At 73.8% G+C, this 24638-nt stretch carries 26 protein-coding genes and 1 tRNA gene; 13 read left to right on the top strand and 14 right to left on the bottom strand.

The window, feature by feature from the left end:
* Positions 1–515: prepilin peptidase (locus ACYVM4_RS10815; RefSeq protein ID WP_460668577.1), on the bottom strand; the 515-nt coding region annotated here is incomplete at its 3' end.
* Between the two features lie 67 nt (positions 516–582).
* Here ACYVM4_RS10815 and ACYVM4_RS10820 point away from each other — a divergent pair.
* A complete protein-coding gene (locus tag ACYVM4_RS10820; protein ID WP_460668578.1) occupies positions 583–1338 on the top strand; it encodes a hypothetical protein in 756 nt (251 codons plus the stop codon).
* 114 nt (positions 1339–1452) lie between these two features.
* Here ACYVM4_RS10820 and ACYVM4_RS10825 read toward each other — a convergent pair whose 3' ends face one another.
* Complete coding sequence (locus ACYVM4_RS10825; RefSeq protein ID WP_460668579.1) at positions 1453–2802, bottom strand: PhoH family protein; 1350 nt, start codon at positions 2800–2802, stop codon at positions 1453–1455.
* Between the two features lie 185 nt (positions 2803–2987).
* Positions 2988–3749: an isoprenyl transferase gene (locus ACYVM4_RS10830; protein ID WP_368821570.1), complete on the bottom strand. Its 762-nt coding sequence runs from the start codon at positions 3747–3749 to the stop codon at positions 2988–2990.
* A gap of 174 nt (positions 3750–3923) precedes the next feature.
* Between ACYVM4_RS10830 and trhA the strand changes: the two genes are divergently transcribed.
* Positions 3924–4631, top strand: a complete 708-nt coding sequence (gene trhA / locus ACYVM4_RS10835; RefSeq protein ID WP_368821571.1) for a PAQR family membrane homeostasis protein TrhA — start codon at positions 3924–3926, stop codon at positions 4629–4631.
* Here trhA and ACYVM4_RS10840 read toward each other — a convergent pair.
* From ACYVM4_RS10840 to mca, 3 genes are read right to left on the bottom strand one after another with little or no spacing between them, the layout of a single operon-like run.
* A complete protein-coding gene (locus ACYVM4_RS10840) occupies positions 4624–6735 on the bottom strand; it encodes a thioredoxin domain-containing protein (protein WP_460668580.1) in 2112 nt (703 codons plus the stop codon). The two genes, trhA and ACYVM4_RS10840, sit on opposite strands and share 8 nt — an antisense overlap.
* A 54-nt stretch (positions 6736–6789) precedes the next feature.
* Complete coding sequence (locus ACYVM4_RS10845; RefSeq protein ID WP_460668581.1) at positions 6790–7188, bottom strand: hypothetical protein; 399 nt, start codon at positions 7186–7188, stop codon at positions 6790–6792.
* 8 nt (positions 7189–7196) lie between these two features.
* A complete protein-coding gene (mca, locus tag ACYVM4_RS10850) occupies positions 7197–8075 on the bottom strand; it encodes a mycothiol conjugate amidase Mca (protein WP_460668673.1) in 879 nt (292 codons plus the stop codon).
* 205 nt (positions 8076–8280) lie between these two features.
* Between mca and ACYVM4_RS10855 the strand changes: the two genes are divergently transcribed.
* The 3 genes from ACYVM4_RS10855 (at position 8281) to ACYVM4_RS10865 (ending at position 9696) form a co-directional block, all read left to right on the top strand.
* The gene (locus ACYVM4_RS10855) at positions 8281–8706 is read left to right on the top strand and encodes a DUF4307 domain-containing protein (RefSeq protein ID WP_460668582.1); all 426 of its coding nucleotides are present in this window, start codon (positions 8281–8283) and stop codon (positions 8704–8706) included.
* A 269-nt stretch (positions 8707–8975) separates the two neighbouring features.
* Positions 8976–9479, top strand: coding sequence for a transcription elongation factor GreA (greA, locus tag ACYVM4_RS10860; protein ID WP_368821577.1), 504 nt, complete (start codon positions 8976–8978; stop codon positions 9477–9479).
* Between the two features lie 7 nt (positions 9480–9486).
* Positions 9487–9696 carry a hypothetical protein gene (locus ACYVM4_RS10865; RefSeq protein ID WP_368821578.1) on the top strand — a complete coding sequence of 70 codons (210 nt, stop codon included), beginning with the start codon at positions 9487–9489 and terminating at the stop codon, positions 9694–9696.
* An 84-nt stretch (positions 9697–9780) separates the two neighbouring features.
* On the opposite strand, the gene ilvA is transcribed toward ACYVM4_RS10865, so the two are convergent.
* Positions 9781–11028, bottom strand: a complete 1248-nt coding sequence (ilvA, locus tag ACYVM4_RS10870) for a threonine ammonia-lyase (protein WP_368821580.1) — start codon at positions 11026–11028, stop codon at positions 9781–9783.
* A 102-nt stretch (positions 11029–11130) separates the two neighbouring features.
* The gene (locus ACYVM4_RS10875; RefSeq protein ID WP_368821582.1) at positions 11131–12555 is read right to left on the bottom strand and encodes an AI-2E family transporter; all 1425 of its coding nucleotides are present in this window, start codon (positions 12553–12555) and stop codon (positions 11131–11133) included.
* A 112-nt stretch (positions 12556–12667) separates the two neighbouring features.
* Between ACYVM4_RS10875 and ACYVM4_RS10880 the strand changes: the two genes are divergently transcribed.
* Complete coding sequence (locus ACYVM4_RS10880; protein WP_460668583.1) at positions 12668–13270, top strand: nitroreductase family protein; 603 nt, start codon at positions 12668–12670, stop codon at positions 13268–13270.
* A 111-nt stretch (positions 13271–13381) separates the two neighbouring features.
* Here ACYVM4_RS10880 and ACYVM4_RS10885 read toward each other — a convergent pair whose 3' ends face one another.
* Positions 13382–14284, bottom strand: a complete 903-nt coding sequence (locus ACYVM4_RS10885) for a Bax inhibitor-1/YccA family protein (protein ID WP_368821584.1) — start codon at positions 14282–14284, stop codon at positions 13382–13384.
* 214 nt (positions 14285–14498) lie between these two features.
* Between ACYVM4_RS10885 and ACYVM4_RS10890 the strand changes: the two genes are divergently transcribed.
* The 5 genes from ACYVM4_RS10890 (at position 14499) to ACYVM4_RS10910 (ending at position 19076) form a co-directional block, all read left to right on the top strand.
* Positions 14499–14759: a hypothetical protein gene (locus tag ACYVM4_RS10890; protein ID WP_368821585.1), complete on the top strand. Its 261-nt coding sequence runs from the start codon at positions 14499–14501 to the stop codon at positions 14757–14759.
* Positions 14760–14775: 16 nt separating this feature from the next.
* On the top strand, positions 14776–15036 hold the full coding sequence (locus ACYVM4_RS10895) for a hypothetical protein (protein WP_368821587.1): 261 nt from the start codon (positions 14776–14778) through the stop codon (positions 15034–15036).
* A 138-nt stretch (positions 15037–15174) separates the two neighbouring features.
* A complete protein-coding gene (locus ACYVM4_RS10900) occupies positions 15175–17598 on the top strand; it encodes a S8 family serine peptidase (protein WP_460668584.1) in 2424 nt (807 codons plus the stop codon).
* Positions 17599–17756: 158 nt separating this feature from the next.
* Positions 17757–18590 carry a hypothetical protein gene (locus ACYVM4_RS10905; protein ID WP_460668585.1) on the top strand — a complete coding sequence of 278 codons (834 nt, stop codon included), beginning with the start codon at positions 17757–17759 and terminating at the stop codon, positions 18588–18590.
* Between the two features lie 84 nt (positions 18591–18674).
* Positions 18675–19076, top strand: a complete 402-nt coding sequence (locus ACYVM4_RS10910; RefSeq protein WP_368821591.1) for a pentapeptide repeat-containing protein — start codon at positions 18675–18677, stop codon at positions 19074–19076.
* A gap of 45 nt (positions 19077–19121) precedes the next feature.
* Here the strand turns inward: ACYVM4_RS10910 and ACYVM4_RS10915 are convergent, their stop codons facing one another.
* Complete coding sequence (locus ACYVM4_RS10915) at positions 19122–19343, bottom strand: hypothetical protein (protein WP_368821592.1); 222 nt, start codon at positions 19341–19343, stop codon at positions 19122–19124.
* 142 nt (positions 19344–19485) lie between these two features.
* Positions 19486–19559 (bottom strand) — tRNA-Leu (locus ACYVM4_RS10920).
* Between the two features lie 286 nt (positions 19560–19845).
* Between ACYVM4_RS10920 and ACYVM4_RS10925 the strand changes: the two genes are divergently transcribed.
* On the top strand, positions 19846–20091 hold the full coding sequence (locus tag ACYVM4_RS10925; RefSeq protein ID WP_368821644.1) for a hypothetical protein: 246 nt from the start codon (positions 19846–19848) through the stop codon (positions 20089–20091).
* Positions 20092–20260: 169 nt separating this feature from the next.
* Positions 20261–20455, top strand: a complete 195-nt coding sequence (locus tag ACYVM4_RS10930) for a hypothetical protein (RefSeq protein ID WP_368821645.1) — start codon at positions 20261–20263, stop codon at positions 20453–20455.
* Between the two features lie 228 nt (positions 20456–20683).
* Here the strand turns inward: ACYVM4_RS10930 and ACYVM4_RS10935 are convergent, their stop codons facing one another.
* From ACYVM4_RS10935 to ACYVM4_RS10945, 3 genes are all read right to left on the bottom strand, one after another.
* On the bottom strand, positions 20684–22093 hold the full coding sequence (locus ACYVM4_RS10935) for an NAD(P)/FAD-dependent oxidoreductase (protein WP_460668586.1): 1410 nt from the start codon (positions 22091–22093) through the stop codon (positions 20684–20686).
* A gap of 75 nt (positions 22094–22168) precedes the next feature.
* Positions 22169–23644: a S8 family serine peptidase gene (locus ACYVM4_RS10940; protein WP_460668587.1), complete on the bottom strand. Its 1476-nt coding sequence runs from the start codon at positions 23642–23644 to the stop codon at positions 22169–22171.
* 35 nt (positions 23645–23679) lie between these two features.
* Positions 23680–24630 (bottom strand): Ppx/GppA phosphatase family protein, encoded by a 951-nt coding sequence (locus ACYVM4_RS10945; protein ID WP_460668588.1) that lies wholly within the window; start codon positions 24628–24630, stop codon positions 23680–23682.
* Positions 24631–24638 lie beyond the last annotated feature (8 nt).

Genomic DNA, 24638 nt, shown 5'->3' on the forward strand with positions numbered 1-24638 from the left:
AGGAGGACCCCGAGGGCTCCGGCGATCATGGCGGGGCCGAACGCCACCCGGGAGCGGGCGTCGACACGGCCCAGCGCCACGAGAACGGCTCCGGCCAGTCCGCCGAGCACGAACCCGGCCGCCGCCCCCAGCACGGCGTGCCAGACCGAGACGAAGCCGAGGCACATGCCGAGCAGCCCGGAGAGCCGGACGTCGCCCATGCCCATTCCGCCCGGGTGGAGCATGCGGAGCAGGACGTACAGCCCGCCCACGACCACCAGGCCCCACAGCATCCACAGCAGCCGGACGGGCTCCCCGGCCACGACCGCCGCCCCGCCCAGCAGCACCCCGCACACGGGGTAGAGCGGGCGCACCACGCGGCCGGGCAGGCGGTGCTCCCGGACGTCCGTGCGCCACAGCCACGCGCACGCGACCGCGAGCACGGCGGTGCCGAGCACCGCGAGCGCCCCGGCGGCCCACCCGGCGACGTCCCCGCGGGTGAACTGCTCGGTCAGGAAGGTGCCCACACCGGGCATCGTAGCCCCGGCCGCCGCCGGGTACGGGGCGCCTGTGGACGCACGGGGCCGTCCCTAGACTGGGGCCATGCCCCGCTCCCCCGTCCCCGCGCCCGACGACCCGGACGAGTTCTGCGCGCTGAGCCGCTCCTCGCCGTGGCGCTGGGACACCGTGCGCTTCGTGCTGTCCTGGCTGGCCCCGGGGGACGCCGCGCCCCGCCGACCGGTCCGGGCCTGGGTCCGCCGCCCGGACGGGTTGCGCGTCGAAGCCCTGGACGGCACCCCGCTGTACACGGCCGGCACGCGGGAGCAGTCCCGCGACGACTTCTACGTCGCCTCGACCCCGGCCTCGTGGCTGCTCGCGCCGCAGCTCGTGGCCCCGGTGTTCACGAACTCCGGGCTCGTCGAGCGCCGGCCCGAGGCGGCCTACGGGGACCCCGTCTTCGGCGGCGGTCGCTGGCAGGCCATCCTCGACCCGGTCGAGCTGGCCGGGGACGCCCCCGTGCCGCCCTATCTGCCGGAGCGGCGGCCCTGCACGGTCGAGGACGTCAGCACCGGCACCCACCACGGGCGGCGCGTACGCGCCGCCGTGGTCGCTCCCGGCCACGCCTACACCCCGACGACGCCGGGGCACCCCCTCGCCCCGGCCCGCACCCGGGTGCTCCTCGACGAGCGGACGGCGATCTGCGTCCGCTCCGAGGTGCTCGAGGGGCCGCTGGCCGGCACGGGCCACGACCTGCGGGTCGAAGCCGTGGACGAGTACTTCATCGACGACCTCTTCCGCTCGGTGCGCCTGGACCTCACGGACGTGAGCAGGCACCTGCCCTGGCCCGTCGGCCCCTGAAGTCCACTCGGACCCCGGGGTCCCCGGGACTCCGGAGGCCCTCGGCACGTCCGGGACCCCACCGCCCAGAGACGGCGGCGGGGCCCCGGACGGGGAGCCGGGCAGAGCCGGGGCTCAGCCGTCCAGGTCGCCCAGAACCTCCGTGACGAGGGCGGCGATCGGCGAGCGCTCCGAGCGGGTCAGCGTGACGTGGCCGAAGAGCGGGTGGCCCTTGAGCGCCTCGACCACGGCGGTGACCCCGTCGTGGCGGCCGACGCGGAGGTTGTCGCGCTGGGCGACGTCGTGGGTCATGACCACCTTGGAGTTCTGCCCGATGCGGGACAGCACGGTGAGCAGCACGTTCTTCTCGAGGGACTGCGCCTCGTCCACGATCACGAAGGCGTCGTGCAGGGACCGGCCGCGGATGTGGGTCAGCGGCAGCACCTCGAGCATGCCCCGGTCGAGCACCTCCTCGACGACCTCCTGCGAGACCAGCGCCCCGAGGGTGTCGAACACCGCCTGGCCCCACGGGTTCATCTTCTCCTCCTCGGAGCCGGGCAGGTAGCCGAGCTCCTGACCGCCCACCGCGTAGAGGGGCCGGAAGACCATGACCTTGCGGTGCTCGCGGCGCTCCATCACCGTCTCCAGGCCCGCGCACAGGGCGAGGGCGGACTTGCCGGTGCCGGCACGCCCGCCCAGCGACACGATGCCCACCTCGGGGTCCAGGAGGAGGTCGATCGCGAGCCGCTGCTCGGCGGAGCGTCCGTGCACGCCGAAGACGTCCCGGTCGCCGCGCACCACCCGGGCGGAGCTGTTGGCGCGGACCCGGGCCAGGGCGCTGCCCCGCACGGAGTGCAGCGTCAGGCCCGTGTTGGCCGGCAGCCCCTCGGCGCCCGGGACCACGACGGCCTCGCCGCCGTAGAGCCGGTCCACCACGTCGTCGGGCACCTCGAGCGCCGCGGTCCCGGACCACTCGACGTCGGAGCCGACCCACTCGGCCCGGTACTCCTCGGCCTCCAGGCCCAGGGCGGAGGCCTTGACCCGCATCGGCAGGTCCTTGGAGACGATGCACACGTCCTTGCCCTCGTTGGCGAGGCTCAGCGCCACGGCCAGGATCAGGGAGTCGTTGTCCTTGAGCCGGAAGCTCACCGGCAGGACGGTGTCCGAGACGTGGTTGAGCTCCACGACGAGGCTCCCGCCCTGGTCCCCGAGGGGCACGGGCCGGTTGAGCCCGCCGTGCTCCACGCGCAGGTCGTCCAGCAGCCGCAGCGCCTGCCGGGCGAAGTAGCCCAGCTCCGGGTCGTGCCGCTTGCCCTCCAGCTCGGTGATCACGATGACGGGCAGCACCACCTGGTGCTCGGCGAAGCGCAGGATCGCCCGGGGGTCGGACAGCAGCACCGACGTGTCGATCACGTAGGAGCGCACCCCGGCGCCCAGGGGGGCGGAGATGTCGGTGATGCGCTCCTGCTTCTTGGAGATGCTCATGGCGGCCCTTCCTCCTCGATCCGGTCGGCGGCGTCCGCGCCGTCCACCTGAGGACAACGTATGCGGACCGGACCCGCCACGCGAGCAGAAACGGTGAACGGCGCGGAAATTGCCCGCGACCACCAGGGGCGACGCCCGGGCCCCGGTCCGGCACCCGGGACGACGACGGGCGGGGACCGGCGTGCTCAGCCGCCGAAGCGCCGCTGCCGCGAGGCGTAGTCGCGCAGCGCCCGCAGGAAGTCCACGCGCCGGAAGTCCGGCCACAGCGCCTCGCAGAAGTAGTACTCGCTGTAGGCGGACTGCCACATGAGGAACCCCGAGAGCCGCTGCTCGCCCGAGGTGCGGATCAGCAGGTCCGGGTCCGGCTGCCCGCGCGTGTAGAGGTGCTGGGAGATGTCCTCCACGGACAGGCTCTGCGCGAGCTCCCGGACGTCCGTGCCGGCGTCGAGGGCCTCGGTGAGGACCTCCCGCACGGCGTCCACGATCTCCTGGCGCCCCCCGTAGCCGACCGCGATGTTCAGGTGCGGGCCGGCGTTGTCCGCGGTGCGCTCCGTGAGGTCCGCCAGGCACGCCGCGAGCCTCGGCGGCAGCATCTCGAGGGCGCCGACGGGCTGGACCCGGCAGATGCCCGCCTCGGTGAGGGTGTCCATGAGGTCGGAGATGATCTCGAGCAGGGGCTCCAGCTCCGCGGCCGGGCGCTTGAGGTTCTCGGTCGAGAGGATGTAGAGGGTGACCACCTCGATGTCCAGCTCCCGGCACCAGCCGAGGAACTCGACGATCTTCTGCGCCCCCGCCTTGTGCCCGTCCTCGGTCGAGGCGCCGAACTGCTTGGCCCACCTCCGGTTGCCGTCCACGAGGACGCCGACGTGCTTGGGCAGCCGCCGCGGGTCGAGCTCGGCGGAGAGCCGGCGCTCGTAGAACCGGTAGAGCGGCCGTGGCTTGCGCATCTGTGCTTCCTCCCGGGTTCTCGCGCACGGTGTCGGCGGTGGGGCCGGACGTGGTGGGGGCCACGGTGCCGGGCGTGGTGGTGGTCACGGACCCGGCCTGCTCTCGGCGACGCCTCCTAAACTACCCGGTGGGAGACCGGACGGACTCACGCCCAGCACGCCGGAAGGAAGATCATGGAGCACACGCACGGCCCCGTGGGCCGGGCCGCCGGCCGCGTCGAGGGGGCGGTGGAGCACGGGCTGGAGGGCCTCGTGGAGCGCAAGCCCGCGTGGCGGGGCTGGATCCACGCGAGTTTCACGCCCGTCGTCGTCGCCCTGGGCCTCGTGGCGATCCTCCTGGCGCCCACCACCGAGCTGCGGATCGCGTGCGCCGTGTACGGCGTGACGGGCATCCTCCTGTTCGGCGTGTCGGCGATCTACCACCGCGCCTACTGGCCCCGGCGGCTGCACATGGTCCTGCGCCGGATGGACCACTCGAACATCGCGCTGCTGATCGCCGGCACCTACACCCCGCTGGCGGTCGCGCTGCTGACGCCGGGGCAGTCCCGGCTGCTGCTGGTGGTGATCTGGTCCTGCGCCGCCGGCCTGGTGCTCTTCCGGCTGCTGTGGACCCTCGCGCCCCGCTGGCTGTACACCCCGCTGTACGTGGTGATGGGCTGCCTGGCCCTCTTCTACCTGCCGCAGTTCTGGCAGTCCAGCCCCCCGGCGGCCGCGCTCACCGCCGCCGGGGGCATCGCCTACATCACAGGGGCCGTGGTCTACGGCACCCGGCGCCCGCGCCTGCTCCCCGAGGTGTTCAGCTTCCACGAGGTCTTCCACGCCTTCACGGTGCTGGGCTTCGTGCTGCACTACGTGGCGATCATGCTCGCGATGCTCAGCTGAGCGGACCCGCCCCGGTCAGCTGCTCCTGGAGCTCCGGGACCGAGTGGACGGGAGCGCGGCAGGCGAAGTCCCGGCACACGTACACCGTGAACCGCCCGCCGAGCGCGGTCTTCCCGCGGGCCGCGCCCGGCGCCCCCGGGGCGTCGGCGTCCACCACCCTGGTGCTCAGCACCGCGGCGGGCCCCACGGCCCGGCGCGCCACGAGCTTGTCCTCGGCCGTCCCGCCCGCGAGCACCACGTGGGCCGGGGCGGACGCGAGCTCCGCCCGCACGGCCAGCGCCCGTCCGGCGCTGCGGGGCGAGCGGCGGGCCAGCAGGTCCAGGGAGCCCAGCAGGGACGCGACCGGCCGCATCCTCCGCTCGTCCTCCTCGAGGGCCCACAGCTCCACGAGCACCGCCGCGAGCACAGCCGTCCCGGCCGGTGTGACGTCGTCGAGGGGGTCGGCCCGCCCGGAGGTGCCGGCGGCGAGCAGCGGCGCGGGGACGTCGGCCAGGTCGGACCACACCCGCTCCGGGGCGTCCGGGACCCGCCGCGAGAACCGCTCCTCCGCGACGTCGGCGAGCTCCCGGGCCCGCTCGTACCAGGGCGTCGCCCCGGTGGCCCGGTACAGGACCAGGAAGCCCTCGGCCACCATCGCGTAGTCCTCGAGCAGGCCCTCGATCGAGTGCTCCGCCGAGCCCGCGTGGCTGGTGCGCGCCAGCCTCCGGCGGGACGCGTCCCAGTGGACCGCCCACAAGTGCCCCGCGGCCTCCTCGGCGGCGAGCACGAGCGCCGGGTCCCCCAGCAGCACCCCGGCCTCCGCGAGCGCGGCGACCGTCATGCCGTTCCAGCCGGCCACGACCTTGTCGTCCCGGGCCGGGGCCGGGCGCCGGGCCCGCGCGGCCGCGAGCGCGGGACGGGCCCCGTCCCACAGGGCCTGCTCCGCCTCGTCCAGGACGCGCCCGGGGTGCAGGGGCTGCGGGGCTCCGGCCGCCACGCCCATGAGGTCGGCCACCGCCGTGCCGCGGTCGGCGCCCAGGACCTCGCGCAGCTCGGACCGGCGCCACACGTAGAACGCGCCCTCGCCGCCGTGCACGTCGCCGTCCGCGGCGGCCGTGTCCGCGTCCAGGGAGGACGCGAACGCCCCGCCGGGCAGGAGCAGCCCGGCCAGCAGGAACCCGGCGGTGTCCGCGGCGGTCCGCCCGTGGCCGGCGCCGGGCTCGAGGGCCTCGGCGCGCGCGAAGGCCCGCAGCAGCTGGGCGTTGTCGTAGAGCATCTTCTCGTAGTGCGGCAGGGACCACTCCCGGGTCACGGAGTACCGGAAGAAGCCGCCGCCCACGTGGTCGAACAGCGCCGAGCCACGCATCGCGCCGAGCGTCCGCCCGAGCAGGCCCCGCGCCCGGTCCGCGGTCCCCGGGACTCCGCCGGCGGCGAGCCGCTCCAGGAGGGGCAGCACCGTGGAGGGCGGGAACTTGGGCGCGCCGCCGAATCCCCCGTGCACGGGGTCCTCCTCCCGCAGGAGCGCCTCGAGCGCCACCGCGGCCGGGTCCGTCCCGTCCTTCTCCGACGGCACGGTCGCCGGCACGGTCACGGCGGCACCGTCGAGGGCGGAGCGCAGGTCCTCCGCCTGCCCGGCGATCGCCCGGGCGACCGCGTCCGCGGCCTGCTCGAGCTCGTCCCGGCGGGTGGACCACGCCGCGGCCACCGCCTCCAGGACCTGCCGGAAGGACGGCATGCCGTGGGCCGGGCGGGGCGGGAAGTACGTGCCCGCGTGGAACGCCCGCCCGTCCGGGGTGAGGAACGCGCTCATGGGCCAGCCGCCCTGGCGGGTGATCAGCTGCGTGGCCGCCATGTAGGTCGCGTCCACGTCGGGGCGCTCCTCCCGGTCCACCTTGACGGGCACGAAGTGCTCGTTGAGATAGGCGCCGATCCCGGGGTCCTCGAAGGACTCGTGGGCCATCACGTGGCACCAGTGGCAGGCCGCGTAGCCCACCGAGAGGAACACCGGCACGTCGCGGCGGACGGCCTCCGCGAACGCGGCGTCGTCGAACGGCTGCCAGTCCACGGGGTTGTCCGCGTGCTGGCGCAGGTAGGCGGAGGACTGTCCGGTCAATCGGTTGGGCACGGGGGCTCCTCGGATCTCGGGTCCTGCACACGGGCCCGCGGGCGGGCCCCGGTCTCAGCCGCGCCGGTCGGGGCCCTCCGGCTCCTCGGCCGGCGCCACCGGCTCTGCCCCGGCCCGACCCGCGCCGGCACCGCCTGCCGGAGCGCCGTCGGCCCGGGCACGGTCGGACCCGGCTCCGCCGGTCCCGGCGCCGTCCGCCTCGGCGTGGCGGGCCGCCCGCACCTCGGCGGCGCGGCGCTCGGCGTACTCCGCGCGGTAGCGCAGGCGCCGGTTGCGGCGGTTGAAGTCCCGCACGAGGAAGATCACGGCCACGGCCAGCAGCAGCGTCATGAGGAAGCCCGCCACCCCGGGGGTCACCTGGCTCGGGTCCAGGCCGGGACGCAGGGTGCCCTCGTCGATCGGGTTGGGCGCCATCGCCGGCAGCAGGGCGAGCACGTTCAGCACGGTGGTCATCGCGGCGCTCAGCCCACGATCCCGGCGAACAGGTCGTGCTCCGGCAGATCGGTCGGCACCCGGGACTCCGCCAGGACGTAGTCCTCCCACGGCCACACCTGGGACTGCAGCTCGGCGGAGACGGCGAAGAACATCCCGTCCGGCGCCACCTGGGTCCGGTGGCTGCGCAGCGCCTCGTCCCGCAGCGCGAACGTGCCCGGGCACCGCACCTTGGTGGTGGTCTCGTGCCGGGGAGCCGGCGGGCGGTGGCCCTCCGGGTCGCTCTCCTGCAGCATCGCGATCCGGGCCGCGTACGGGGACTGCAGGCCGCGCTCCTCGAGGGCCTCGTGCAGGGCGACGAAGCGCTCCATGTTGAACGCCCGGTCGTAGTAGAGCTTCTGCGGGGTCCACGGCTCGCCGAGGCCCGGGTACCGCTCCGGGTCGCCGGCGGCGCGGAACGCCTCGACGGAGACGTTGTGCGTCTGGATGTGGTCGGGGTGGGGATAGCCCCCGTTCTCGTCGTAGGTGAGGATCACATGCGGCCGGAACCGGCGCACGAGCCGGACCAGGGGCGCGGCGGCGCGCTCCAGCGGCTGCAGGGCGAAGCAGCCCCACGGCAGCGGCGGCAGCGGGTCCCCCTCGGGCAGGCCCGAGTCCATGAAGCCGAGCCAGCGGTGGTGGACGTCCAGCGCGGTGGCCGCCTGCGCCATCTCGTGCCGGCGCAGGCCCGTCAGGTCCCGCTCGGCATGCGGGTGGCCCTCCATCTCGGCGTTGAGGATCGACCCCCGCTCCCCACCGGTGCACGTGGCCACCATGACCTCGACCCCCTGCCGGACGTAGTGGGCCATGGTCGCGGCGCCCTTGCTCGACTCGTCGTCGGGGTGGGCGTGGACGGCCAGCAGGCGCATCTCTGACAGGGAGGTCACTCGGGAGGTCCTCTCGGGAACGGTCGGGGAGACGGGGACGCGGCCGGTGCGGGCACGGGCCGCCGCCCATTTTACGCGTTCGCCGGACGGTCCTGCGCCCGGGATGCTCCCAGGGGCCTCGGCTACAGTGGTCGGGCGGTCGCCGGGCCCGGCGCCGCCCCCCTGACCCCCGAGACCCGAGGCCGCCGTGTCCACCGACTCCCCAGACCTGCTCCGCGACCGCTACGGAGCTGCCCGCCGCGAGCGCAGGATCGGGACGCGCGGCTGGACCGGGATCGTCCTGGGGGCCACCCTGCTCACGGCCGTCTTCGTCGTCTGGGTGGTCACGGCGCGGCAGAGCGCCCCCACGTTCAAGGACATCGGCTTCGACGTCGTCTCGGAGGCGCGGGCCACGGCGGACTTCGAGCTCACCAAGCGCCCCGAGGACGTCGTCACGTGCGCGGTGCAGGCCCTCAACCAGGAGTACGCCGTGGTGGGCTGGGCGGAGGTGACCATCGGTGCCGTACCCGAGGACCGGCTGGGCGACGGCGGGACGAGCTCGCACCGGGCGGCCGTGCGCACCACCAACCTGGCGACCACCGCGGTCGTGGACTCCTGCTGGCTCGAGGACTGAGCCCCTCGGCGGACGCAGCGCCCGTGTGTCGCCGTCGTCGTCAAGCTTTGGGCTTGTCCGCCCGCCCCGCCTAGACTGGGGATCAGGACTCCCCGTCCCCGGCAGCCGGACCCCGTCCGAAACGGACGACCCGCACCGGGGCGGGGTCTTTGCGTAGCGGACCCCCGCACCGCCGGCGGCCCCCACGCCGTCGTCCCGGTCCGCCGCGGACCCGCCCGGACCCCGGACGGCCAGCCGCGGCCCGACCGCCCGTTCACCGAGGAGAGACTGTGACCACCACGAACAAGACCGGCGCCTGGCTGACCCAGGAGGCGTACGACCGCCTGAAGAAGGAGCTCGACCACATCTCCGGCCCGTACCGGCACGAGATCGTGGAGCGCATCGACCAGGCGCGCTCGGAGGGCGACCTCAAGGAGAACGGCGGCTACCACGCCGCCCGCGAGGAGCAGAGCAAGAACGAGGGGCGCATCGTCCACCTCAAGAACCTGCTGGAGAACGCCCAGGTCGGCGAGGCCCCTGCCGACGACGGGGTCGTCGAGGCCGGCATGGTCGTCACCGCGGAGATCGCCGGCGAGGCGATGACCTTCCTCATCGGCTCCCGCGAGGTGGCCGAGGACCTGGCCGCCGGCAGCGAGCTGGAGGTCTTCTCCGAGAAGTCCCCGATGGGCTCCGCGATCTCCGGCCACCGGGTCGGCGACGAGCTGTCCTACACCGCTCCCAACGGCAAGGAGATCCCGGTGAAGATCCTGGACGCCAAGCCGTTCCAGGTCTGAGGCTCCTGTGACGACCCACTGGCTGCGCAGCCCCGGGCCCGGCACCACGGTCCTGATGGTGCTGACGGCGGTGCTCGGGGTCGTGGCCGTCGTGCTGCACTTCGCGGGTCAGGGCGACCCGGCCGCGAGCGCCCCCGGCAGCCTGCGCAACGTCTTCGTCTTCGCCACGTTCGTCAGCGCGTTCGTCACCTACCTCACCGGCCGGCGCCGCTCCTGACGCCGCCCCGTCCACGAACGGCGCCGGTCCCCGCGGGAACCGGCGCCGTCGTCGTCGGAGGCCGCGACCGGTGCCGGACGACAATCAGTGCACGACGACGGGGTGGTAGCCCTCCGCCTCGAGCGCCCGGAGGATCTGGCGGCAGTGCTCGTGCCCCTTGGTCTCCATGTCGATGGTGATGGACACGTCGCCCAGGCTGAGCGAGCCGCCGATCCGGGTGTGGTCCACGCCCGTGACGTTGGCGTCCTGGACCGCGATGAGCTGGGAGATGCGCGCGAGCTCGCCCGGGCGGTCGGTGAGCATCATCTTGATGGTCATGTACCGGCCGGCCGCGGAGAGGCCCCGCTGGATGACCTTGAGCATGAGCATGGGGTCGACGTTGCCGCCCGAGAGCACCACCACCGTGCTGCCGAGGTCCGGGTACGCGGCCTGCAGGCGGCCGTCCAGGAGGGCGGCGACGCCGACGGCGCCGGCCGGCTCCACCACGAGCTTGTTGCGCTCGAGCAGGAAGATCAGCGCCTGGGCGAGGGAGTCCTCCGAGACCGTCACGACGTCGTCGGTGAGCTCCTTGATGATGCTGAACGGCAGCTGCCCCGGCTTGCCCACGGCGATGCCGTCCGCGATGGTCGAGACCCGGTCGAGGGTCACGAGCGCGTCCCCCGCGAGGGAGGGCGGATAGGCGGCCGCGTTCTCCGCCTGCACGCCGATGAGCCGGATCGGCCGGCCGAGCTGCTCGGCGCGGGCCTTGACCGCCACGGCCATGCCGGCGAGCAGTCCCCCGCCGCCCACGCCGGTGATGACGGTGTCGACGTCGGGCACCTGCTCGAGCACCTCCAGTCCGAGCGTGCCCTGCCCGGCCACGATGTCCGGGTGGTCGAAGGGGTGGACGAACACCGCGCCGGTCCCGGTGGCGTGGCGCTGCGCCTCGGCGAGGGCCTCGTCCACGCTGGTGCCGTGCAGGATGACCTCCGCGCCGTGGTCCTGGGTCGCGGCGATCTTGGGCAGGGCCGCGCCCAGCGGCATGTAGATGCGGGCGGTGATGCCCAGCTTGGCGGCCGCGAGGGCCACCCCCTGGGCGTGGTTGCCGGCGGAGGCCGCCACGACGCCCCGGGCCTTCTCCTCGTCGGTGAGCTTGGCCATCCGCACGTAGGCGCCGCGGACCTTGAAGGAGCCCGCGCGCTGCAGGTTCTCGGCCTTGAGGTTGACCTCGGAGCCGACCAGCCGGGAGAGCGCCCGGGAGTGGGCCACCGGGGTCCGGTCGATCACGCCCTCGAGGAGCGCGGCGGCGTCCTGGATGTCGGCGAGACGGACGGGCAGTTCGGCCAGGCTCACGGTGCGTCTTCTTTCCCGGTCGGTGCGTCAGGGCGGGACCGCGGCGGACCCCCTGGGTCCGGTCACGGCGAGCGCCCGCCGGCGGCGGGCGCGGTCCTCATCCTAGTCGTTGCCCGGTGACCGCTCGGGCCCGGAGGGAGCCTCGCGGCCGGTCCCCTGCCCTGTCCCCCGGGCGCTCCCCTGTCCGGCGCTCCGGCCGTTGCCCGGCCCCGTTCCCCCAGCGGCCCGGGCGCGGTCGTCCCGGCGGCCGCGCTTGAGCGCGGCCTGCAGCCGTTCCTTGGCGCGGGTCCGGCGGAAGCGCTGGAGCTGCGCCATGATCTGGTCGCGGGTGAGCTCGTTCTTGCGCGCGTGCTTCTTGATCTCCCACGGGAAGTAGTACGGCTCCCACGGGATCTCGTCGTCCTCCTTCCACGTCCCGCCCACCAGGTAGCGCACCACCGTGTTGAGGAAGGCCATCACGGGCACCGCGAACAGGGCACCGGCGATGCCGAAGAGGATGGTGCCGGACGCGACGGCGAGGAAGACCGCGAGGGGGTGCAGGGACACGGCCCGGCCCATCACGAGGGGCTGGAGGACGTTGGACTCGATCTGCTGCACCAGGAGGACCACGGCGAGCATGGCCAGGGCGGTGCCGAAGCCGTTGGCCACGAGGGCGACGAGCACGGCGACCGCGCCGGTGAGCACGGCGCCCACGATCGGGACGAAGGAGCCCAGGAACACGAGGATGCCGATGGGCAGGGCGAGCGGGACGCCGAGCAGCGCCGCGCCGAGCCCGATGCCCACGGCGTCCACGAACGCCACGAAGCCCTGGATCCGCGCGTACTGGACGAGCGAGGTCCAGCCCCGGCGACCGGCGCCGTTGACCGCCCGCCGCGCGCTGACCGGGAAGAGCCGGACGAGGAAGAGCCAGATCCGCTCCCCGTCCATGAGGAAGAACAGCAGGGTGAAGAGCATGATGATGATGCCGGTCAGCACGTTGCCCGCCGTCGACCCGAAGGACATGGCCCCCGAGAGGATGGCCTCGCTGTTGTCCTGGACCGTGGTGCCGAGGTCGTCGATCCAGTCGTTCACGCTGTCGGCGCTGAGGTTGAGCGGTCCGTCCTCGAGCCAGCCCAGCAGCTGCTGGGTGCCGACCACGACGTTCTCGGACAGCTGCGCGAAACCCAGCACGATCTGCCGGCCCGCGAGCACGAGCAGACCCGTCACGAGGGCGATGAGGAGCAGGACCGCGGTGCCCGAGGCCAGGCCGGCCGGCACGTGCCGTCCCCGCAGCCACTTCACCAGCGGGAACAGGAGCCCGGCGAGCAGACCCGCGATGAGCACGGGGATGATGACCACCGTGATCGTCGACAGCATGTAGCCGAACAGGCCCACGGCCGCGAGGATGATGAGGAGCCGCCACGACCACGCCGCGGCCACCCGCACCGAGACGGCGACGCCGCCCGCGGCGTTGCCGTGCAGCGGGGGGAGCTCGGTGCCGGGCGGCGGACGCAGAGGCCGCTCGGCGTCGTGCGATGTCGAAGGCATGGAGCCATCTTGGCACGCCGGTCCGACCGCCGGTCGCCCCCCGGCCGGGGCCGGGGAACGAATCCGCGGGCCGGTCCGGCCCGCCGAGCGCGGGCGGTGGAAGACTGGCGGCATGTCACGCACCTTCCTCCGCGTCCTCGCCCAGCGCCGGCCGGCTCCCGGCCTGACCCCGGACGCTCCACCGCGGGAGGAGCTGGAGGACGTGCTCCGCGCGGCCGCGGGGACCGCGGCCGCCGATCCGGGGCTGAGCTGGCGGGTGGCCGTGACCACCCGCCGCTCCGCGCCGGAGCTCGCGGCCGCACTGGCGGGACTGACCCGGGTGCCCAACATGTCGGCGCCCTTCCCCCGGCTCAAGGGCAAGCAGCTGCGCCGGCTCGCTGCCTTCCGGGGCGCGCTGAAGTGGGCGAGCACGGGCGGCCTGGGCTGCGCGCTCGTCTTCAGTCCCGACGACTCCCTGGGCGTCCCCCGCAAGGAGCAGCTGAACGCGGCGCACGGAGCCCGTCCCCTGCTCGAGGCGGCGTTCTGGGCCGCCGGCTGGGGCACCGTCTGGTCCCACCGCGACGGCGAGGGCGAGGACGCGGTCCGCGCGTTCTACGGGCTGGCGGAGGAGGAGAAGCTCCTCGGCTGGCTGTTCGTGGGCCGCCCGCCCCGCGGGGTGGCCGCCGAGCACGCGGCCACCCGGCCCACGCCCGGGCCCCGGATCTCGTACCACTGAGCCCGTGCCTCCGCGCCCGTCCTGCGCCCGCGGGCCACGGCACGACGACGGCCCGGGACCCGCGGTGAGCGGGTGCCGGGCCGTCGGGGGTGACGCAGCCGGGGCGAGGACCTAGTTCGAAGTCATTTCCCGGATGATCGCCAGGATGCGCAGGATCTCGACGTAGGTCCAGATCAGCGTGACCGTCAGGCCGAAGGCCGCGGACCAGGCCATCTTCTCCGGGACGCCGACCTCGACCCCGCGCTTGATGTTGTCGAAGTCCAGCACGAAGCTGTAGGCGGCCAGGAGGATGGCCACGGCGCCGATGAGCAGGCCCAGCCAGGGGCCGAGCGGGCTGTCCGTGCGGATGTTGAAGCCGAACAGCAGCACCGCGCCCAGGTTGACCAGCGCGAAGACGGCGTACGCCATGAGCGCGACCATGAAGATCTTGGTGGCGCGCGGGGAGGCCCGGACCTTGCCCGACCGGAAGAGCACGAGCACCGAGACGAACACGGCGATGGTGCCGATCACGGCCTGCACCACGATGCCCGGGTACATGGCCTCGAACATCCCCGAGATGCCGCCGAGGAACATCCCCTGGAACAGGCCGTAGGCGAGGATCAGCGCGGGCGAGGGCTCGCGCTTGAAGGCGTTGACCAGACCGAGGACGAGACCGACGAGGGCACCGGGGATGGTGAGGATCGGCATGATCCAGCCCGCGAGCGCGCCGACGACCACGGCGCCGAGCACCGTGGCGGTGCGCATGATGACGTCGTCGTAGGTCATCCGGCCGGTCTGGTTCGTCCCGGCGGCCGGGGCGTTGTACATCGAGTCCAGGCGATCGGCCGAGTACGGGGCACCCTGCTGGTAGCCGCCCTGCTGGTAGCCGGGCTGCTGGTAGCCGGTCCGTCCGTAGCCGGGCTGCTGCTGGTAGGGGGTTCCGTACGAGCTCTGTCCGTACTGGTTCCCGTGGGACTGGGCGCTGCCTGCGCCCGGCTTCGAGAGATCGCGGAGAAGCGGGTTACCGCCGGCCATTGAGGGGTCCTTCCGTGGCACTGATGTGCGAGATGTGCGTCCAGCGTAGCAAGGCCGGCCTGACGAAAGCATGGGAACTGCTGTGCTTAAGCCGAGGGCGTGCGCGCGGCCCGCCGGGCGCGGACGGCGGCTCCCCAGGAGAGCGGACAGACAACCTTTTGCTCGTGCACACATGCTGGGGGGAACGACCGCAGACCCGATCCGGAGGCCCGTCATGCCCGAGTCCGCCGCCCACTGGGTGCCGCTGGCCGCGATCCCGGTGCTGCTCGCCGTCGGGGCCCTGGCAGTCCTGCACTGGAGCCGCTACCTCGGGGCGATCGGCCGGCTGGAGCGCGCGCGGACCGCACCGGATGCCGCCACCGCCGCCCGGCTCGAGCTCCGCCGCGAGGAGCACTACCACCGGGCCTACCGCCTCACGTGGGCGGTGGCCGGGGTGCTCGCCGCGGGTCTGAGCGCCGCCGTGCTCGCCGGCTGAGCCGGGGCACGCTCCCGTGGTCCAGCTGCCCGGCGCCGTGCTCCTCTACGGCTGCCTCGTCGTCGCCGGGTCGGGCGCCACCGCCCTGTGGAGCCTGGTCCAGGCCGCGCTCGACCTGGCCCCGGACGCACGCCGCCGGCCCCCCGGTGCCCGCGCCTCCGCCCGGAACCACCTGGGCCGCGCCGCGTCCGCGACCGCCGTGGCCCTGCTGACCGCAGGCGTCCCCACGATGCTGCGCCATCTCGAGTGGCTCGCGGTGCTCGCGAGGACCGCCTGAAGCGCCCCGCCGTGACCGCCGGCCGACCCTGCGGGCGTCACACTTCGTGATGAAGCCGTGATCTTCATTTAGATCTGTTCGCATTGATTTGCATGTGAGAACCTTTTCCGGGATCCCCCCAGCCCCAGGAGTTCGCCCATGCAACGATCCATGCTCGCCCCCACCCTGTCCGCCCTCACCCTGGCCCTCGTGCTGGCTCCTCTCACGCCCGCGACGGCCTCCCCCGCCGAGAACGCCACGTCCCTGTCCCCACAGCAGCTCAGCGGCGAGGCCCCGCCCGAGATCACCGACCGGATGATCGTCAAGTACCGCACCCCCGTCAGCGACGCCGAGTCGGAGCAGGTCGTCGAGGACGCCGCGGCCGAGGCCGACGTCCCGGAGGCCGAGGACACCACCGAGGTCCGGACCACCGGCGACGGCGCGGCCGTCGTCGAGCTGGCCGGCGAGGTCTCGACCGACCGGGCCGAGAAGCTGGCCGAGCAGCTCTCCAAGGACCCGGCCGTGGTCTACGCCGAGCCCGACCGCCTCGTCTCCACCGCCCGGATCCCCGGCACGGACGAGGCGGAGCCGGAGGCCATGGGCTCCGTCGCCGCGACCGCCGCGGACCCGGGCGTCCCGTCCCTGTGGGCCCTGACGAACCTGCGCGCCTTCGAGGCGTGGGACACCGCCACCGGCAAGGGCGTCACGGTCGGCGTCGTCGACACCGGCTTCGCCAACCACCCGGACCTGGACTCCCAGACCATCGGCGGCTACGACTTCGTCTCCACCGCCGCCCTGGGCAACGACGGCAACGGCCGGGACGCGGACCCGCGCGACCCGGGCACCTACTCCACGGCCGGCCAGTGCTACGCCGGCTCCGCGGCCACCAACTCCATCTGGCACGGCTCGCACGTGGCCGGCACCGTGGCCGCCAGACGGGACACCTACGGCACCGTCGGCGTCGCCCCCGACGCCACCCTCCTCAACGCCCGTGCCCTGGGCGCGTGCGGCTTCGGCTACGTCTCCGACATGGCCGACGCCGTGCGCTGGCTGGCCGGCGACTCGGTGGGCGGGGCCCCCGCCCCGCGCAAACGCGCCGACGTGATCAACATGTCCCTGTCCATGGGCGGGGCGTGCCCGGCGACGCTGCAGAACGCCATCAACACCGCCTGGTCCCGGAACATCCCCGTGGCCGTGGCCGCGGGCAACAGCGGCCGCCCGGCGATCGAGTACGCCCCGGGCAACTGCTACAACGTGATCACGGTCGGCGCCATCGGCTCCGACCGGGTGCGGGCCGGCTACTCCAACCACGGCGGCGCCGTGGACATCTACGCACCGGGCCACCACATCCTCTCCGCCGGCAACACCGGCACGCGGGGACCGGTCGCGCCCAACAGCCGCTTCGACTACGGCACCTCGATGGCCACCCCGCACGTGGCCGGCACCCTGGCGCTGCTCAAGCAGAAGAACCCGTCGCTGAGCTCCGACCAGTACAAGCAGCTGATCCTCGACTCCGGGGACGCCTGGGACACCCTCCCCGGGGGCAAGACGCTGAACTCCCACGACGCGCTCTGGATCACGAAGCCAGCCGTCACCGCCGCCCCGGCCGCGCCCGCCCCGACCTACACCACCAAGGGCGCGATCGGGTCCCTGTACCAGCGGATCAAGAGCCAGACCGGGGCACCGACCTCTCACGAGCAGGCCGTCGCCGGCGGGACCCGCCAGACCTTCGCCAAGGGCACCATCTACTGGTCCTCGGCCACCGGCGCCTACTGGGTGCGGGGCAGTGTCGAGACCGCCTACAAGCGCAACGGCACCGCTGCCGGCGTCCTGCGCTTCCCGCGCTCCGACGAGCTGTCCAACGGCATCGGAGGGGCCTACCAGCTGTTCCAGAACGGCCGGATCCTCTGGTCCTCCCGCACCGGGGCCCACGCCCTCACCGGGGACGTCGAGGCGGCCTTCGCCGCGGCGGGCAGCGAGAGGGGAGCCCTGGGCTACCCCACCGCGGATCGGCAGGGCAACGGCATCGGCGGGTTCTACCAGACCTTCCAGAACGGCCGGGTCCTCTGGAGCTCCGCCCACGGGGCCCACGCGGTCACCGGCGCCACCAGCGCGGCCTACTCGCGGGCCGGCAGCGAGCGGGGGTCGCTGGGCTACCCCACCGGCGGGGCCGTCCCCGACGGCCGGGGCGGCACCTCCCAGTCCTTCCAGAAGGGCCGGATCGTCTGGAGCGCCGCCGGCGGGGCCCACGCCCTCAAGGGCTCGATCGGCGCCCAGCACAACCGTTCCGGCGGCACGGCCGGTGCCCTGGGCTACCCCACGACCGACGAGGCGCCCACCAGCACGGGCGGCTTCTACCAGGTGTTCCAGAAGGGCCGGATCTACTGGAGCCCCACCACCTACGCCCAGGAGACCAAGGGCTCGATCGGCAACGCCTACGTGGCGCTCGGCGGCACGACGAGCCGCCTGGGCTTCCCCAGGACGGGCGAGATCGCCCGCGCCGACCGGTCCGTGGTGCAGTACTTCCAGGGCGGCTCCATCACCTGGCGTCCGGGAGGATCCGTCCGGATCGACTACCGCTGATCCGGCACCGGTCCCGCCGCGGCCCCGCTCCGTTCCCCGGAGCGGGGCCGCGGCGCGTCCGGCGCCGGACCCCGACGCACCGGGGAGTCCACGGCCCCTGTCCAGAAAACGCACGACCGCCTCTGTCTGATGGGCGCGTCCGCAGTAGAGTCGCGCCCATGCCCGAGACACCCTACGAGTTGATGGACGCGCGCCAGGCCGCCGACGCGCTCGACGTCTACCTGGACGAACGCGCCGCCGCGCTGGACGGTCTGCGCACGGCCATGGCCGGCCACGGCCGTGACCCCGACAAGATGCTCGACTCCTCGGTCTACTCCGTGTCCCCGTTGTGGGCGTGGATCAACGCCCGGGCCGGTCAGCTCGGCATGGACCCGCACTCGCTCACCGCCGACCCGTCGCGGTCATCCTGGCCGTCCTGGGCCCGGCACGGCCGGCTCGTGGACCCGCACCCGCCGACCGAGACGATCATGCTCGTCGACGGTTTCGCCTCCTACCTCGGCCGGCCCATCAGCGCCGCGGCACCCGAGGCGCGCTGGGAGGTCGGCGAGCACGCGATCGCCGATCACCCACTGCTCAACTACCCGGTGCTGGCCTCGGACCACCACCAGATCTTCCTGCCCGCCCTCCCGCTCTACAGCGTCTACCAGTCCGCCCACGGACGGGACCCGATGAGCGGGACCGAGATGCTCGCCCACGTCCGCCGCAACATCGACGCCCTGCACGGCGAAGGCCCCGAGGCCGCGGCCGTCGAGGAGCCGCTGGTGACGGTGGTCGCCGAGCTCGACTGCTTCGACGTCGGGCTGCGCGAGGACATCCCCGCTCAGCACCTGGGCGTCGTGGAGCACCTGATCGCCGAGCTGTGCGACCGCGACGGCGTCGCGTCGGTCCACCGGTACGGACCGGCCGCCCTGGTCGTGGACGTCGCGGACTGGGACGAGCTGCGGCTGAAGCTGTGGTGCACGCTGTGGCTGCAGCGCCACCTTCCCCGCTGAGCCGGACTCCGCTGGTCCCGTTCGTCGGCCGCGCGTGTCCGGCGCGTCCGGCCGCCGCTCCGGGACGCGGCTGCGGTGGAGAGCATGCCCCGGCGCGAGACCCCCGCTCCCCCGAAGCTGCGCACCCTCCACCTGCCCGGCCTGACGCCCGGCGCCCCGTCCGTGCTCCGCGCCCACGGCACGTACGAGGCGCTGTCCTTCAGCGGCGACGACCTCACCGGGATGGACCTGACCGACGTCCGGTTCACCGGCTGCGTCGTCGACGAGCTGGACCTCACCGGCGCGGCGGTGCAACGGGTCTCCTTCGACGACACCGAGGTCGGCACCCTCGACGTCTCCGGCGCGACGCCCGAGGACGTCGACCTGCGCGCGGTGGACCTGCCGGAGATCACCGGACCGGCGCACCTGCGCGGGGCGACGATCAACGACTTCCAGCTGCAGCAGCCGGCGCCGGCCGCTCAGCTGGGCATCGACGTGGAGGGCTGACCGGCCCCGACCCGTCCGTCGGCACGAGCCCGGGGTGACGCTCGGCTAGGGCTCGACCCTCGCCCGGGCCAGGCTCGTGGTCTGCCGCAGGTCCACCGCGATGCCGGACACCCCGGCGAGCAGTGCCGCTGTGACGAACTCGATCTCGCCGAAGAAGATCGCCGCGGCGAACAGGACGCTCGTGAGGGCGGCCAGGCTCATCCGGGTGATCGCGCGCGTCGTCGTCGACGTCGTCGGTCGCCGGTGGTGGGGTGCTCGTGTGCTCATCGGTCCTGACTCTGCCACCGGTTCCTGTGCTCCACCTGTCGGCGCGCTCGGCATGGCCGGATCGTCGCGCCGCGCCCGCGTGCGCGGCGCGGAAGCCAGAGCATCAGGTCGCCGACGTCCGCGCCAGGAGGCGGATCCCGCGTGCCCCCAGTCAGACTCGAACTGACACTGAGCGGATTTTAAGTCCGCTGCCTCTGCCGATTGGGCTATGGGGGCCGGTCCCGGTCACGTCACCGGGTCGCCGCCCACCCTATCGCCTCGTCCCCGATCCCCCGGGACAGACCCGCGCAGCGAGCGGGAGCCGGTCCTGACGGGCGGCCCCGGGATCCAGTAGTCTGGCACGGTGGTCGAGCAGCCGGCCGCGGCATCGTCGCACGCGCAGGAGGCTGACCCCCGTGGACCACCCCGTTACCCCTTCCCCCGGACTCCCACCGGGCGGCGCACCGCTCCCGGCCCTCGCCCACCGCCGGTGCGCCCCGGCACCGCGCCGAGGGACGGCCGCATGAGCGAGGTCGCGGCCCCACCCCTCGGCAGGACGTATCTGGCACCCGAGGCCGCGTTCCCGGCAGATCTGACCGAGCTGTCCCTGGCCGAGCTGCACGTCCTCCACAGCAGGGTCGGCCGCCAGCTCGAGCGTGAGTACCTCGGCGGCGCGTCCGGCGCCCACCCTGTCACCCTCGAGCGCCACCAGGAGCTCACCGTGGAGCTGGACGCCCGCGAGATCGTGGACCCCCAGCACACCCGGTGACGGCCGGCCGGGCCGGGCAGGTCGGCACCGGACCGGTGCCGCGGGCCGGGCGCGGCCCGGCCGCCGAAGTGCACATCATGCAAAGCACTGGTCAGGCTGCGCACGGCAACCTGGCCGGGAAACCGGTCGACCAGCCGGCCCCGCCACCTCCGGTCGAAAGGTCGCCCTCATGAACTCGCAGCTCGCCCCGCCCCTCCCCCGCCCACCGGCGTCCTCGGTGCCCGACACGTTCCCGGCTCCCGCGGACCCGTTCCCCTCGGTCCTCGCGGAGCTGGATCTCACCGAGCTGCAGGTGCTGCACAGCCGCGTCTGCCGCCAGCTGGAGAAGGAGTACCTCGCCGCCCCGGACGGATCCCCCCGGTGACGCAGGACCGCCGCCAGGAGCTGGTGGCCGAGCTCGACACCCGCCAGGGCTTCCCGGGGACGGTTGCCCGCGGAGGAGCCACGCCCGCGACGACGGACTGCGCCGGCGCCCCGCCCCCGGCGGCTCCTGAGCGCTCCGGCACGGGTCCTTCGAGCTCGTGACCCGTCGAACGACTCGACCCCGCCGCGGCACGTGGCCGGGACGGGGTCGAGCGGAGGACGGGTCGGATCAGAGGTTGGCCTTGCGCGGGGCGGGTGCCTTGCCGGCCGCGGTCTGGAACCGCGTGCGCGGGTCCCGCTCGTGGCGCAGCGTGGTGATGTCCCGGCCGAACACGAAGTTCAGGGCCCACTCGGTGAAGACCCGGGCCTTGCGGTCCACGGTGGGGATCGCGTAGCCGTGGTAGAGCCGATGCATGGCCCACGCGGCGACGCCGGAGAACTCCAGGCCCTTCTCCGGCAGGCCGGGGAGGTTCTTGATGCTGGCCACGCCCTTGTACAGGCCGAGCCCTGCGACCGCGCCGAGGTTCTCGTGGTAGTAGTCCTCGAGCGGCTTGCCCGCGCGGGCGGCCATGATGTTCTTGGCCATCGTGTGCGCCTGGCGCACCGCGTGCTGGGCGTTGGGGACGCAGAACCCGCCGACGCCCCCGCCGGTGAGGTCGGGCACCGCGGAGACGTCGCCGGCGGCCCAGGCACCCTCGAGGGGGCCGTCGTCGCCGGTGATCCGCAGGTCGGCCCCGGCCCGGACGCGGCCGCGCTCGTCCAGCGGGAAGTCCGTGCTCTTGACGAGCGGGTTGGCCTGCACACCGGCGGTCCAGATCAACGTGTCGGTGCTGAACTCCCCGGCCGGGGACTTGTCCTGCATGTTGACGAGCTTGAGGTGCTTGTCCACCGCGGAGTCGAGCGACGTGTTGAGCAGCACCTCGATGCCGCGGCTGCGCAGGTGGGCCACGACCTTCTCCGCGCGGTCCTCGGACACCTCGGGCATGATCCGGCCCATGGCCTCGATGAGCACGAAGCGCAGGTCGGAGACGGTGAGCCGCTCGTTGCGCTCGACCGCGCTGCGGGCCATGTCCTCGATCTCGGCGATCGTCTCGGTGCCGGCGTAGCCGCCGCCGACGACCACGAAGGTCAGCGCCCGGCGCTTGGCCTCCTCGTCGTTGGAGAGGGAGGCGACCTCGATGCGCTCGAGCACCCAGTTGCGCACCGCCACGGCCTCCTCGATGGTCTTGAGGCCGATGCCGTTCTCGGCGAGGCCCTCGATCGGGAAGGCGCGGGTGACGGAGCCGCCCGCGATGACGATCTCGTCGTAGGTCAGCTCGAAGGTCTCGCCCTCGTCGATGCCCTTGACGGTCGCGGTGCGGTTCGCGTGGTTGACCCCGAGCACGTGCCCGGTGATGATCTCGGAGTGCATGAGGTGCTGCCGGTGGGGCACCACCGCGCTGCGGGCCGAGATGTTGCCGCCGGCCACCTCGGGGAGGAAGGGAAGGTACATCATGTACGGGTTGGGATCCACCACGGTGACGACTCCGCCGGAGTCCTTGATCCGCTTCTGCAGTTCCTGCGCCACGGTGAAGCCGACGTAGCCGCCGCCGACGATCAGAAGGCGCGGACGGTCCTTGGCCAGTTGAGTGAAAGACATGCCCCCGAGTCTACTCAGAACGCTGTCCATATCTCTTCCGGCGAGGGGCGCCCGCACCGTGTTCCGGCGCACGCCTCAGGCGCCGCCGCCCGGACCCCCGTCCGGGTCTGCGTCCGAGCCGTCGGCCGCGATGCGGCGGATGTGCACCACGGCACCCGCCGTGAGGCCCAGCACCAGCAGCCCGAACCCGGCGAGCACCACCACGGGCAGCAGTCCGGTCTCGTCGATCGGGGCGACGGGCTCGGGCGGGGCGACCTCCGCCTCGACCTCCTCCGTGACGGACGCCGGGCTCTCGCCGGAGCTCGCCGTGGGGGTCGCCGCGGCGGTCCTGCGGTGCACCCGCACCCACTGCTCCATGCTGCCGAGGGGATTGCGGTCGACCTCGGGGACGTCCTCCGTGAGCGCGGCCCCGACGTCCAGCACCCCGTAGCCGTAGAGCGGGTCCTTGCCCGGCGCCCCGGTGTCCCGGGCGGTGGAGACGATGCGGTTCGCGATCTGGGCGGAGCTCATGTCCGGCCACTTGGCCTTGATCAGCGCCGCGGTGCCGGCCACGACGGGGGCGGACGCGGAGGTCCCGGCCCACGAGGCGTAGCGGTCGCCCGGGATGGCGCCCACCATGTCCTCGGACGGGCCGGCCACGGCGATGGAGATCCCCTGCGACGAGGACTCCCAGCTCGCCTCCCCGGTGCGGCCGACGCCGCCCACGGTCAGCACGCCGGGGATGGTGGCGGGTGCGCCTACCTGGACGAGCCCCGACCCCCGGTTGCCCGCGGAGGCGACGACGAGCACGTCCTTCTCCTCGGCGTAGAGGAAGGCCTCGTCCCAGCTCTCGGGCCACGAGGTCGCGTTGGAGCCCACCGACATGTTGATGACGTCAGCGCCGTTGTCCACGGCCCACCGGACGGCGTCCGGGAGCTGCTCGTCGACGCTGCGGACCTCCGGGCTCTCGTCGCCCAGCCACGTGGACACGGCGAGCACCTCGGCGTCCGGGGCCACGCCCACGATGCCAGCGGGCCGGCCGGGGACGTCGTCGTCCCGGCCGCCCGGGGGCACGTGCCCGCGGCCCGCGGCCACGGAGGCGACCAGCGTCCCGTGCTCCGGTTCGGTGCCGAGCCCCTCCTGGCCGTCGTCGGCGCCGCCGCCCGAGACGTCGGTGCCGCCCACCACGGCGCCCTCCAGGTCCTGGTGCGAGCCGTCCACCCCGGTGTCGATGACGGCGATCCGCACGCCCTCCCCCGTGGACTCCTCCCAGGCCTCGCGCACCCCGTACTCGTCCAGCCAGTACTGCAGGGGACGGATCCCGTCCTCGGCGATGCGGGAGGTATCCGGGGCGCGGGTGGCCTCGTCGCTGGGCGCGGGCGCCACGCTGACGGGGTCCTCGAGCGGAATGCTGGGGGCCGGTCCGGGCTCCGGGGGGCGGGCCTGCGCGGGTCCCGTCCCGGGCAGGACCAGCACGCTCGCGCCGACCACGGCCGAGGCCGCGCCCACCGCGCTCCACCGGGTGAGGGCGCGGTGGCGCGGAGGGTGGCGGCGGAGTGCGCTGGAAGACATGTGTCCTTCCGGGTCGGGGGGAGGGGACGGGCGGGTCAGCCGACCTGGGACAGGGCGATCCCGTCCAAAATATCGTGCTCGCTCGCGATCGCCGAGTCCACCCGTCCACCCGTGGCGGCGACCACCCGCTCGACGATCCGCCGCCACACGAGGGCGCCGCCGCCGATGACGTCGACGCGGCCCTCGTGCATGTAGGGCAGCGCGGCGCGCTCCGCGCGGGTCATGCCCGTGAGCTCCCGGCACGCCTGCGCGACCCGCTCGGCGGGCAGCTCCGCGCCGTCGATCGCCGCGGGGTCGTAGGCGGACAGCCCGAGGGCGTGCGCGGTGACGGTCGTGATGGTGCCGGCGACACCCACGAGGTGGGTCGTCTCCGCGAGGGGCACGGTCTGCAGGACCACGTCCACGGCGTGGTCCACGTCGCGCAGCACGGCCTCCTGCTGGGCGGGGGTGGGCGGGTTGGAGCCGAGGTGGCGCTCGGTGAGGCGGACGCAGCCGATGTCCATGCTGCGCTCGGCACGCACCCCCTGGGAGTTGCCCAGCACGAACTCGGTCGATCCTCCGCCGAGGTCGATCACCAGGACCCGGTCCTCGGGATCTGTGCCGCCCACGGCGGCCGAGGCGCCGCGGAAGGACAGTTCGGCCTCCTCGTCGCCGCTGATGACCTCGGGGGTCACGCCGAGGCGCTCGCGGATCCCCGCGAGGAAGACGTCCCGGTTGCCGGCGTCGCGGGTGGCGCTCGTGGCCACGAAGCGCAGCTGCTCCACGTCGTGCTTCGCCAGCAGCCGGGCGTACTCGTCCGTGGCCGCGAACGTGCGCTCGAGCGCCGCCTCGGCGAGCCACCCGGTGGCGTCCACGCCCTGGCCGAGCCGGACCACGCGCATCTCGCGCACCACGTCGTCGAGCACCGCGCGGCCCTGCTCCTCCCGGGTGTCGGCGATGAGCAGTCGGATGGAGTTCGTACCGCAGTCGATGGCGCCTACGCGCATGGGGAGTC

It is taken from the genome of Kocuria himachalensis (assembly GCF_054784195.1).

What these genes read in the sequence shown, in the direction of transcription:
- ACYVM4_RS10820 (WP_460668578.1), top strand. Translation starts at nt 583, where the DNA reads ATGCCCCGCTCCCCCGTCCCCGCGCCCGACGACCCGGACGAGTTCTGC.
- ACYVM4_RS10825 (WP_460668579.1), bottom strand. Translation starts at nt 2,802, where the DNA reads ATGAGCATCTCCAAGAAGCAGGAGCGCATCACCGACATCTCCGCCCCC.
- ACYVM4_RS10830 (WP_368821570.1), bottom strand. Translation starts at nt 3,749, where the DNA reads ATGCGCAAGCCACGGCCGCTCTACCGGTTCTACGAGCGCCGGCTCTCC.
- trhA (WP_368821571.1), top strand. Translation starts at nt 3,924, where the DNA reads ATGGAGCACACGCACGGCCCCGTGGGCCGGGCCGCCGGCCGCGTCGAG.
- ACYVM4_RS10845 (WP_460668581.1), bottom strand. Translation starts at nt 7,188, where the DNA reads ATGACCACCGTGCTGAACGTGCTCGCCCTGCTGCCGGCGATGGCGCCC.
- mca (WP_460668673.1), bottom strand. Translation starts at nt 8,075, where the DNA reads ATGCGCCTGCTGGCCGTCCACGCCCACCCCGACGACGAGTCGAGCAAG.
- ACYVM4_RS10875 (WP_368821582.1), bottom strand. Translation starts at nt 12,555, where the DNA reads ATGCCTTCGACATCGCACGACGCCGAGCGGCCTCTGCGTCCGCCGCCC.
- ACYVM4_RS10880 (WP_460668583.1), top strand. Translation starts at nt 12,668, where the DNA reads ATGTCACGCACCTTCCTCCGCGTCCTCGCCCAGCGCCGGCCGGCTCCC.
- ACYVM4_RS10885 (WP_368821584.1), bottom strand. Translation starts at nt 14,284, where the DNA reads ATGGCCGGCGGTAACCCGCTTCTCCGCGATCTCTCGAAGCCGGGCGCA.
- ACYVM4_RS10890 (WP_368821585.1), top strand. Translation starts at nt 14,499, where the DNA reads ATGCCCGAGTCCGCCGCCCACTGGGTGCCGCTGGCCGCGATCCCGGTG.
- ACYVM4_RS10900 (WP_460668584.1), top strand. Translation starts at nt 15,175, where the DNA reads ATGCAACGATCCATGCTCGCCCCCACCCTGTCCGCCCTCACCCTGGCC.
- ACYVM4_RS10905 (WP_460668585.1), top strand. Translation starts at nt 17,757, where the DNA reads ATGCCCGAGACACCCTACGAGTTGATGGACGCGCGCCAGGCCGCCGAC.
- ACYVM4_RS10910 (WP_368821591.1), top strand. Translation starts at nt 18,675, where the DNA reads ATGCCCCGGCGCGAGACCCCCGCTCCCCCGAAGCTGCGCACCCTCCAC.
- ACYVM4_RS10915 (WP_368821592.1), bottom strand. Translation starts at nt 19,343, where the DNA reads ATGAGCACACGAGCACCCCACCACCGGCGACCGACGACGTCGACGACG.
- ACYVM4_RS10925 (WP_368821644.1), top strand. Translation starts at nt 19,846, where the DNA reads ATGAGCGAGGTCGCGGCCCCACCCCTCGGCAGGACGTATCTGGCACCC.
- ACYVM4_RS10930 (WP_368821645.1), top strand. Translation starts at nt 20,261, where the DNA reads ATGAACTCGCAGCTCGCCCCGCCCCTCCCCCGCCCACCGGCGTCCTCG.
- ACYVM4_RS10935 (WP_460668586.1), bottom strand. Translation starts at nt 22,093, where the DNA reads ATGTCTTTCACTCAACTGGCCAAGGACCGTCCGCGCCTTCTGATCGTC.
- ACYVM4_RS10940 (WP_460668587.1), bottom strand. Translation starts at nt 23,644, where the DNA reads ATGTCTTCCAGCGCACTCCGCCGCCACCCTCCGCGCCACCGCGCCCTC.
- ACYVM4_RS10945 (WP_460668588.1), bottom strand. Translation starts at nt 24,630, where the DNA reads ATGCGCGTAGGCGCCATCGACTGCGGTACGAACTCCATCCGACTGCTC.